The organism is Hyphomonas sp. UBA3601, from assembly GCF_002375605.1.
Classification (GTDB): Bacteria; Pseudomonadota; Alphaproteobacteria; order Caulobacterales; family Hyphomonadaceae; genus Hyphomonas.
Window position 1 is genome coordinate 1 of sequence record NZ_DFME01000038.1, and the last position, 3,861, is coordinate 3,861.

Consider the following 3,861-nt stretch of genomic DNA (forward strand, 5'->3'; position numbering starts at 1 on the left):
CCATGCGCGAAGACCGCGCGGTCAATGGCGGTATGGCTGAGCGAGAGGATTTCCATGTCCGAGCCGAAGCTGACTTCATGCTCGCCGATCACCCCGCCAGACCGGCGTACGGCAAAGCCGATGCTGCCAGCGCGCCGCTTGGCGTCTGGGCCATCGTAAGGGCCAGCCCGCAGGTCTGACAGCGGCTTTCCGCGGCCTGCAGCGGCGGCCTCGCCCACCATGAGCGCGGTGCCCGAGGGGGCGTCGACCTTGCGGCGATGATGCGTTTCGAGGATTTCGATATCCCAATCCGGACCGAGCCGTTCGGCCGCCATGCGGGTGAGGGCCTGCAGCAGATTGATGCCCACCGAGAAATTGCCCGCCTTGACGATGGCAAGGGACTGCGCGGCCTGCGCAATCTCGGCCTCTTCTTCATCAGTGAAGCCGGTCGTGCCGATGATGGCGGCGCGCACGCTTGTGTGTTTCAGGGAGTCTAGCGCAGCCAGGGTCGCGGCAGGGCGGGTGAAGTCGATCCAGACATCAGCCTTTGCCGCAGCTGCGACGGGATCGGTTGCCGGTTTCAGGTCCAACAGGCGACGGCCTGCCAGTTCGCCAATATCCTCGCCGAGATGTTCGGAAGAGGGAGCCTCGCTGCCGCCCACCACGGTAAGGCCAGCATCAAGCGCGGCGCCGACCAGCTGGCGGCCCATGCGACCCGCGACGCCGGCAATGGCGACGCGGAGCGAATCGGAAGGTGTCATTTCTGTCATGCGCGCCGTTATAGCGAGGTTTTCCCGCAGGGCGAGAGCTTGCTGAACGCCGGGAACAAATTTGTCATCTGGCGCGTTCTACGCACATGACCCCAACAAATGTGCTTTCGCGGCTTGGCCGTGTGTCCTGTGTGATCAATCCGCTCTCGGGCAGCACGCCCGAGGGAGCCGCTGATCTCTTGCGTGAAAAACTCTCAGGCCTGCCGGACGCTGCCTCGATCCATACGGTCGGTGAGGATGATCTTGCGCTGCTCATGGAAGCGGCGCTCGCTGAAGAGCCGGACACGCTGATTGTCTGGGGCGGGGATGGCACGATTGCCTGCGCGTTGTCGCATGCCGGTCTGCTCGGTCCGGCGGTCCTGCCACTGCCGGGCGGGACGATGAATATGTTGCCCACTCGCGCCCTGGGCGGCGACCATGAGTGGGACGTGCTGATCGATCGCGCGCTGCAGGGCGGCAAGGTACGCCCGATGCCATGTGGCGAGATTGTCGGCGGACCCCGCTTCTTCGTGGCGGCCATGATGGGTGACATGACCCGGTTCACCAATTCACGCGAAGCATTGCGCGAGGGGAAAATTCTTGAGGCCGCGGAGATCGTGCACGACTCTTCGGCTCTGGCTCTGAAATCCAACATTGCCTGGAACGCCCCCGGCAAGGCCGCCGAGACCGCCACCACTCTGACGGTGAACATCAATCCGGATACGCCCGGAAAGCTGGAGATTGCGAGTATTGACCCTCAGGGCTTGCTGGACCTCGCCAAGCTTGGCCTGGAGATGATGTTCGATGGCTGGCGCAATGCTGAGGATGTTGCGCTGAAACTTGCTGACGAGATCGAGGTGCACCAGACCGACAAGGGGCGCATCAATGTCACGCTGGATGGTGAGCTCAAAGAGATGGACACACCGCTGAGGTTCCGGCGGATCGATTCTGCGGTGAAAATCTTCGTTCCAGACATGTCCTGATGACAGTTATTGCACAGATTTCAGACATTCATTTCGGCGCCGAAGACGAAAACGCGATTGAGGCTGCCGAAGCCTGTATCAAATCCACCAAACCTGACATGTTGGTCGTGTGCGGAGATTTGACCCAGCGGGGACGTACACGTGAGTTCGATGCTGCGGCCGAGTGGCTGGACAGGTTCGACATGCCGAAGCTCGTTGTGCCCGGCAATCATGACACACCCATGTTCAATGTCGCGGCGCGGGCGGCGGAACCCTTCAAACGATTCAAGCGGCGATTCAATCAGCAATTTGAGGTCGTCGAGGCTGGCGGTGCGATCGCCGTCGGCCTCAACACGGCGCGCGGCTGGCAGGCACGGCGGAACTGGGCCGAGGGGTCTGTCAATCTGGACGACCTGGATGAGGCGATTGTTCGCGCGGGCAAGTCACGGGCAGAGGTCAAACTGATTGCCTGCCATCATCCGTTTCATTCCCTGCCGGGTGCGCCGCTCCGCACACGGACCCGCAGAGGCCGACGCGCCAGCGATATGGTGGCGGCGAGCCATGTACAGATGGTGCTGACGGGGCATGTCCACACGCCCTCGGTCGTCGTGCGGCAACGCGCCAATGGTTGCTATCTCGCCGTCTCATCCGGAACGTTATCGGTGCGCCTGCGGGCTGAGCCGCCTTCGTTCAATCTGATCCGGCTGGAAGAGGGAGAGTTGCGGATCGACCGATGCGATATTCATGAAGATGGGCCGAAAATCTCCCGTATGGGCGCGTTTGATGCCAATCTGGAGGCTTGCGCCTAAAAGGGGTGGGGGGTTATCCTCGCAGGTGATGCTGGATGCGCACTTCGAATGCGGGCTGCAATTGTGCGCGGATGCGATCTACCAGCAAGTGCACTTTGGGCTGAAGGTGACGGGCTTGGGGGTAAACTGCCCAGATGGGTTCTGGCTCGGGCCGGAGTTCCCTGAACAGTTCGATCAGTCGCCCGTTCTCGAGATACGGCGCGACATAAAAAAGTGGTAGCTGTCCGATTCCTTTGCCTGCGAGCAATCCGTCCAGCACGGATGCGCCGGAATTTGAACGCCAATTGCCCCGTGGACGGAGGGTTTCGTGCTGGCCGCCCTGCCGAAAGCGCCATGTGCTGGAGGAGCCTGTCAGGCAATTGTGGGATTTCAGGTCGTCAAGCCGTTCGGGCGTGCCGTGGGCGTCCAGATAGGCAGGGGATGCGCAAACCAGAAATTGCCGGCTTGCCACCCGCGAACTGATCAGGCGGGAATCTTCCAGCATGCCGGTGCGGATTGCGAGATCGATGCCCTCGGCGATCAGGTCGACCAGCCGGTTGGAGAGGTCGAGCGTGATCTCTACTTTGGGATAATCCTGGCTGAACTCGCGCACGATGGGCGAGATGTAGCGTTCGCCCAGAGATGTGGGGCAGGTGATCTTGATCTCTCCCTGCGGTTCATTGGTGCCGCCTACGACGGCATACAGCTCGTCCCGCGACTCGATGAGTTGCTGGCAATGGCTGAGCACGGTGCGGCCCGTATCGGTGAGAGAGACTTTGCGGGTGGTGCGATAGAATAGCGGCGCGCCAATGGCGTTTTCCAGTCTGGTAACGGCGCGGCTCACATGCGAGGTTGAGACGTTCAACATTTCCGCCGCGGGCTTGAAGCCCATGCACGTCGCCACAGCCACGAATTCCTCAATACCATCCCAATCCGTTTGCATTATCCCAGTCCTGCAACAATGAATTGCGAATTACGTACTTTATCGCGCAGAGCGCAAGAGTAGTATGGCACCCAAACATTATGGAGCTCCCTCATGAAAACGCGCGCCGCTGTCGCCTTTGAAGCCAAGAAACCGCTGGAAATTGTCGAACTGGATCTGGAAGGCCCGAAGGCCGGGGAAGTCCTGGTCGAGATCATGGCGACAGGCATTTGCCATACGGACGCCTACACGCTGGACGGGCTGGACAGTGAGGGCATCTTCCCGAGCGTGCTCGGCCATGAGGGCGCAGGCATTGTACGCGAAGTCGGCGCGGGCGTGACGAGTGTGCAGCCGGGCGATCATGTGATCCCGCTCTACACGCCGGAATGCCGCCAGTGCAAAAGCTGTCTTTCCGGCAAGACCAATCTCTGTACCGCGATCCGCGCGACGCAGGGCAAGGG

The 3,861-nt window shown here is 61.3% G+C and carries 5 protein-coding genes; 3 read left to right on the top strand and 2 right to left on the bottom strand.

The genetic code is table 11. The annotated features are described in order from the left end of the window. Nucleotides 1–740, bottom strand: a 740-nt coding sequence (gene dapB, locus B4F73_RS04555; protein ID WP_290482596.1) for a 4-hydroxy-tetrahydrodipicolinate reductase, incomplete at its 3' end; no start/stop codon positions are given. 95 nt (nt 741–835) lie between these two features. Between dapB and B4F73_RS04560 the strand changes: the two genes are divergently transcribed. Continuing rightward, nucleotides 836–1,711, top strand: a complete 876-nt coding sequence (locus B4F73_RS04560; RefSeq protein WP_290482597.1) for a diacylglycerol/lipid kinase family protein — start codon at nt 836–838, stop codon at nt 1,709–1,711. Continuing rightward, a complete protein-coding gene (locus tag B4F73_RS04565; RefSeq protein ID WP_290480647.1) occupies nt 1,711–2,499 on the top strand; it encodes a metallophosphoesterase family protein in 789 nt (262 codons plus the stop codon). The genes B4F73_RS04560 and B4F73_RS04565 overlap by 1 nt, the downstream gene beginning before the upstream one ends. Before the next feature lie 13 nt (nt 2,500–2,512). Here B4F73_RS04565 and B4F73_RS04570 read toward each other — a convergent pair whose 3' ends face one another. Continuing rightward, the gene (locus tag B4F73_RS04570; protein ID WP_290482598.1) at nt 2,513–3,421 is read right to left on the bottom strand and encodes a LysR family transcriptional regulator; all 909 of its coding nucleotides are present in this window, start codon (nt 3,419–3,421) and stop codon (nt 2,513–2,515) included. Nucleotides 3,422–3,514: 93 nt separating this feature from the next. Here B4F73_RS04570 and B4F73_RS04575 point away from each other — a divergent pair. Continuing rightward, the coding region (locus tag B4F73_RS04575) for an alcohol dehydrogenase catalytic domain-containing protein (protein WP_290482599.1) at nt 3,515–3,861 on the top strand (347 nt) is incomplete at its 3' end.